We start from the raw sequence: 5,452 nt of genomic DNA, 5'->3' as shown, positions 1-5,452 counted from the left end.
CGACCGGCCGCCGGGCGACGAGAAGGCCGACGCGGACGACCCGCCGCCGGGCGAGCAGACCGAGCCCGAGCAGAAGCCCGAGGACGAGCGGCCCGCGCCCACGCGTCCCCCGGTCGGGGACACGACACTCATCTAGCCACCAGCGCACCACCCTCGAGCCGCAGCCGGCGCTGCACCGCGATCTCGTCGAGGAAGCGGTCGTCGTGACTCACCACCACGAACGCGCCCTGGTAGGCGTTGAGCGCCGCCTCCAGCTGCCCGATGCTCACCAGGTCGAGGTTGTTGGTCGGTTCGTCGAGCAGGAGCAGCTGGGGCGCCGGTTCGGCGAACAGCACACACGCGAGGGTGGCGCGCAGTCGCTCGCCGCCCGACAGCGCGCCGACCGGCAGATGGATGCGGTCGCCGCGAAAGAGGAACTGCGCCAACAGATGCATCCGGCGGGTGTGCGGCAGGCTCGGCGCGGATTCGGCCAGGCTCTCGGCGACCGAGCGCTGCGGGTCGAGCAGGTCCAGTCGCTGCGAGAGGTAGGCCACCCGGCCGTCGGCCCGCCGCACACTGCCGGCGTCCGGCTGCAGGTCGCCGGAGATCAGACGCAGCAGTGTCGACTTCCCCGCCCCGTTCGGACCGGTCAGCGCGATCCGTTCCGGCCCCTGGATGGTCAAACCGATGCCGTTGTCCCCGAACAGTTTCCGGCCGTCACGAACCACCTGTAGCTCCTCTGCCGTCAGCACGGTGCGTCCGGCGGGCACAGCCGTGGCGGGCAGGTCGAGCACGATGGCATCGTCGTCGCGCAGCGCCCGCTCGGCGTCGTCGAGCCGGGTGCGTGCGTCGTCGACGCGCTTGGCGTGCACGTCGTCGGCCCGGCCCGCCGACTCCTGCGCCCTGCGCTTCATCGCACCGGCGATGATCTTCGGCAACCCGGCGTCCTTGACGTTGCGCGCGGCGGTGCCCGACCGGCGGGCCGCGCGTTCGCGGGCCTGCTGCATCTGCCGCTTCTCGCGTTTGAGCTGCTGCCCGGCGTTGCGCAGGTTGCTCTCGGCGAGCCGCTGGTCCGCCGCGACGGTCTCCTCGTAAGCGGTGAAGCCGCCGCCGTAGAACCGCATCTCGCCGCGGTACAGTTCGGCGATCTGATCCATCCGGTCGAGCAGCACCCGGTCATGACTCACCACCACCAGACACCCGGTGAAGTCGTCGAGCGCGGCGTACAGCGCGTGCCGGGCGTCGGCGTCCAGGTTGTTCGTCGGCTCGTCGAGCAGCAGCACGTCGGGCCGCTTCAGTAGTTGCGCGGCCAGACCCAGGGTGACCACCTCACCACCGGACAGCGAGCCCAGTGTGCGGTCGAGAGTGACGTGTTCGAGGCCGAGGCGGTCGAGTTGCGCGCGGGCGCGCTCCTCGACGTCCCAGTCGTCACCGATCGCGGTGAAGACGTCCTCGCCCGCGTCGCCGGCGGCGAGGGCGGCCAAAGCGTCGACGACGCCGGCGATTCCGAGCACATCAGCGACTCCCCGGCCGGCGTCGAACGGCAGCGCCTGCGGCAGGTAGGCCAGCACTCCGTCGACCGTGACCGCGCCGGAGGTCGGCGCCTGTTCGCCGGCGATCAATGTGAGCAGGGTGGTCTTACCCGCACCGTTGGGCGCGACGAGGCCAGTGCGGCCGTCGTCGAGAGCGAAGGACAGATCAGCGAACTGGACCGAGCCGTCGGGCCAGGCGAAGGACAGATTGGTGGCGATGATCGAAGACATGAGGAGGCTTTCGTGGGGCCGCGGACACACCGGTGCCGCGGTGAGGACGATGGATGACTGCGATCTCTCCGGATCATCCGGAGATGTCGTCGTCTCCCCACATGTCTTCAGCCCACCTCGATCGGGAACATTCGTCCGCTGATCACATTAGGAGCGCCGTCAAGCGGTTAAATATGCCCGCAGCATGTCGGTGGCCGCGGTGATGCGGCCGATCTGCACGTGTTCGTCGGCGCGGTGGGCGAGGTTCGGATCGCCGGGCCCGTAGTTGACCGCGGGGATGCCCAGCGCCGCGAACCGTGCCACGTCGGTCCACCCGTACTTGGCCCGCACCTGCCCGCCGGCGGCCTCGACCAGCTTGGCCGCCGCGGGTTGGGTGAGGCCGGGCAGCGCACCGGGGGCGGCGTCGGTCTGGTCGATCCGGACGTCGAGGCCGTCGAGGATCTCGTGCACGTGCGCGAGCGCCTGTTCGACGCTGCGATCCGGCGCGAACCGGAAGTTCGCCGTGACCGACGCCGCGTCCGGGATCACGTTGCCTGCGACGCCGCCGTCGATGCGCACCGCCGAGAGCCCCTCGCGATAGACGCAGCCGTCGATGTCGACACTGCGCGCCTCATATCCCGACAACCGGTCGAGGACCGCACCGAGCTTGTGGATCGCGTTGTCGCCGAGCCATGATCGCGCGGAATGCGCCCTGGTGCCCGTCGCGCTGACCACCACCCGCAGCGTGCCTTGGCAGCCCGCCTCGATGTAGCCGCCGGACGGCTCGCCGAGTATCGCAACGTCGGCCTGCAGCCAGTCCGGCAGCTCGCGCTCGATGCGGCCGAGGCCGTTGGCGCTCGCCTCGATCTCCTCGCAGTCGTACATGACGAGCGTCAGGTCGTGGCTGGGCTGGGCGATGGTGGCGGCCAGGTGCAGGAAAACCGCGTCTCCGGACTTCATGTCCGACGTGCCGCAGCCGTGCAGTTCGTCGCCGTCCATCCGGCTCGGCACGTTGTCGACCGCGGGCACGGTGTCGATGTGCCCCGCCAGCAGCACCCGCGAGGACCGGCCGAGATTGGTCCGCGCCAGCACCGCGTCACCGTTGCGGACGATCTCGAACCCGTGGGTCTGTGCGCGCAGGGCGGCCTCGATCTCGTCGGCGATGCGCTGCTCGTGCCGCGATTCGCTGGGGATGTCGACCAGCGCGGCGGTCAGCGCGACGGGGTCGTCGTGCAGGTCCAGGGCCACAGCAGTAGACCCTATTCCAGTAGCCTGTGGCACCGTGACTTCTGCTGTGGGAATCGGCCTTGCGACGCTGGCGGCCGACGGGACGGTGCTCGACACCTGGTTCCCGGCGCCGGACCTGAACATCGGCGGCGATCCGGGCACGGTGCGGCTGTCGGTGGCCGAGGTGCCCGAGGAACTTGCGGTGCTGGCCGGCCGCGACGACGAGCGCGACGTCGAGACCGTCGTCGTGCGCACGGTGATCGACTCGCTGGCCGACAAGCCGGCCGACGGCTACGACGCCTACCTGCGGCTACACCTGCTGTCGCACCGGCTGATCAAGCCGCACGAGGCGAACATGGACGGCGTGTTCGGCGTGCTGGCCAACGTCGTGTGGACGAACTTCGGTCCGTGCGCCGTGCCGGGCTTCGAGACCGTGCGGGCCCGGCTGCGCCGGCGCGGGCCGGTGACGGTCTACGGCATCGACAAGTTCCCGCGGATGGTCGACTACGTCGTCCCGACGGGCGTGCGGATCGCCGATGCCGACCGGGTCCGGCTCGGCGCCCATCTGGCCACGGGCACCACCGTGATGCACGAGGGCTTCGTCAACTTCAACGCGGGAACGCTCGGCAGTTCGATGGTCGAGGGCCGCATCTCCGCCGGTGTCGTGGTCGACGACGGGTCGGACGTCGGCGGTGGCGCGTCGATCATGGGCACCCTGTCCGGTGGTGGGAAGAACGTCATCTCGGTCGGCAAGCGGTGCCTGCTCGGCGCCAACGCCGGGCTGGGCATCTCGCTGGGCGACGACTGCGTCGTGGAGGCCGGCCTCTACGTCACCGCAGGCACCAAGGTGCAGACCGGCGACGGGCAGACCGTCAAGGCGCGCGACCTCTCGGGCGCGAACAACCTGCTGTTCCGCCGCAATTCGCTGTCCGGAGCGGTCGAGGTGGTCAAGCGCGACGGCACCGGCATCACGCTCAACGAGGCGCTGCACGCCAACTGATCGCCGCCCCGTCTACGAGGCGGCGAGGACGCAGAATTCGTTGCCCTCGGGGTCGGCCAGCACCACCCAGCTCCGGTCGCCCTGCCCGACGTCGACGTGACGCGCACCGAGTCCGACCAGCCGGTCGACCTCGACCTGCTGGTCGGCCGGGGTGAAGTCGAAGTGGATCCGGTTCTTCACGATCTTGTCGTCGGGCACCGCGAGGAACAGCCAGTCCGGCCCCGCGCCGTCCGGCGCGCGCAACCGCACGTCGCCGTCGTCGTCCACCTCGTGCGGCCAGCCGAGCACCCGCGCCCACCACGCGCCGAGTGCGCGGGGGTCAGCCGCGTCGACGCACACCTCGGTGAACCTCAATCCCACTGTGCGAGTTCCTTCTTGAGCACCTTGCCCATCGCGTTGCGCGGCAGTTCGGCGACCAGCCGGACCTCACGCGGCCGCTTGTGCACCGAGAGCTGATCGGCGACGTAGGCGATCAGGGTGTCCGGATCCGCCGAGCCGACGACGTAGGCGACGATCCGCTGCCCGAGGTCGGTGTCGGGCACACCGACGACCGCGGCCTCCTCGACGCCGGGATGCCCGAGCAGTGCGGCCTCCACCTCGCCGGCGCCCACCCGGTAGCCGCCGGACTTGATCAGGTCCACCGACTCCCGGCCGACGATGCGGTGCATGCCGCCCCCGTCCACCACCGCGACGTCACCGGTGCGGAACCAGCCGTTGCCGTCGAACGCCGCGGCCGTCGCGTCGGGCAGGTTCAGATAGCCGTCGAACATCGTGGGGCTCGACACCAGCAGCCGGCCGATGGTCTCGCCGTCGTGCGCGATCTCGTCACCGCCCTCGTCGACCAGCCGCGTCCCGACGCCGGACACCGGAAGCCCGACCCACCCGGCCCGGCGTTCCCCGTCGACCGTGGTGCTCACGGTGATCAGCGTCTCGGTGCTGCCGTACCGCTCCACCGGCGCCTGGCCGGTGAGCTCGGCGAGCCGCTCGAAGACCGGCACCGGCAGCGGCGCGCTCCCGGAGACCAGCAGCCGCGCCGACGACAGCGCCCGTGCGGCGTCGGCGTCTGCCGCGATCCGCGACCACACCGTCGGCACCCCGAAGTACAGCGATCCGCGCGCCTCGGCGTAGCCGGCGGGGCTGGGCCGCCCGGTGTGCACGAACCGGTTGCCGATCCGCAGTGAGCCCAGCAGGCCCAGCACCAGGCCGTGCACATGGAACAGCGGCAGGCCGTGCACGAGCGTGTCCTCGGCGGTCCACTGCCATGCCGCGGCCAGTGCGTCGATGTCGGCGGCCACCGCCCGCCGGCTCAGCACCACGCCCTTCGGCGGGCCGGTGGTGCCGGAGGTGTACATGATCAGTGCCGGCGACTCGGGCGGCGGTTCGGCGTAGCGGTGCCACGACCGCGCGTGCATCCGCACCGGGACCACCGGCAGCCCGCCGTCATCGGCGGGCGGTGTGCCGAGCCAGGCCTGGGCGCCCGAGTCGGTGAGGATGTGGCGGCGTT

General features: G+C 71.1%; 5 protein-coding genes. 1 reads left to right on the top strand and 4 read right to left on the bottom strand.

The window, feature by feature from the left end; all coding sequences use genetic code 11:
• Positions 1–128 precede the first annotated feature (128 nt).
• Together Q2100_RS24805 and dapE are read right to left on the bottom strand one after the other, a co-directional pair.
• The gene (locus Q2100_RS24805) at positions 129–1,742 is read right to left on the bottom strand and encodes an ABC-F family ATP-binding cassette domain-containing protein (protein WP_302916193.1); all 1,614 of its coding nucleotides are present in this window, start codon (positions 1,740–1,742) and stop codon (positions 129–131) included.
• A gap of 159 nt (positions 1,743–1,901) precedes the next feature.
• On the bottom strand, positions 1,902–2,969 hold the full coding sequence (dapE, locus tag Q2100_RS24800) for a succinyl-diaminopimelate desuccinylase (protein ID WP_302916192.1): 1,068 nt from the start codon (positions 2,967–2,969) through the stop codon (positions 1,902–1,904).
• Positions 2,970–3,003: 34 nt separating this feature from the next.
• Here dapE and dapD point away from each other — a divergent pair, with 34 nt between their 5' ends.
• Positions 3,004–3,948, top strand: coding sequence for a 2,3,4,5-tetrahydropyridine-2,6-dicarboxylate N-succinyltransferase (dapD, locus tag Q2100_RS24795; RefSeq protein WP_302916191.1), 945 nt, complete (start codon positions 3,004–3,006; stop codon positions 3,946–3,948).
• Positions 3,949–3,960: 12 nt separating this feature from the next.
• On the opposite strand, the gene Q2100_RS24790 is transcribed toward dapD, so the two are convergent.
• Both Q2100_RS24790 and Q2100_RS24785 read right to left on the bottom strand, forming a co-directional pair.
• The gene (locus Q2100_RS24790; RefSeq protein WP_302916190.1) at positions 3,961–4,308 is read right to left on the bottom strand and encodes a VOC family protein; all 348 of its coding nucleotides are present in this window, start codon (positions 4,306–4,308) and stop codon (positions 3,961–3,963) included.
• The coding region (locus tag Q2100_RS24785; RefSeq protein ID WP_302916189.1) for an acyl-CoA synthetase at positions 4,299–5,452 on the bottom strand (1,154 nt) is incomplete at its 5' end. The genes Q2100_RS24785 and Q2100_RS24790, both read right to left, overlap by 10 nt.

The sequence above is a fragment of the Mycolicibacterium arseniciresistens genome (genome assembly GCF_030519285.1).
In the GTDB taxonomy this organism is placed as follows: Bacteria; Actinomycetota; Actinomycetes; order Mycobacteriales; family Mycobacteriaceae; genus Mycobacterium; species Mycobacterium arseniciresistens.
This window is presented reverse-complemented; position numbering and strand designations above follow the sequence as displayed.

What these genes read in the sequence shown, in the direction of transcription:
- Q2100_RS24805 (WP_302916193.1), bottom strand. Translation starts at nt 1,742, where the DNA reads ATGTCTTCGATCATCGCCACCAATCTGTCCTTCGCCTGGCCCGACGGC.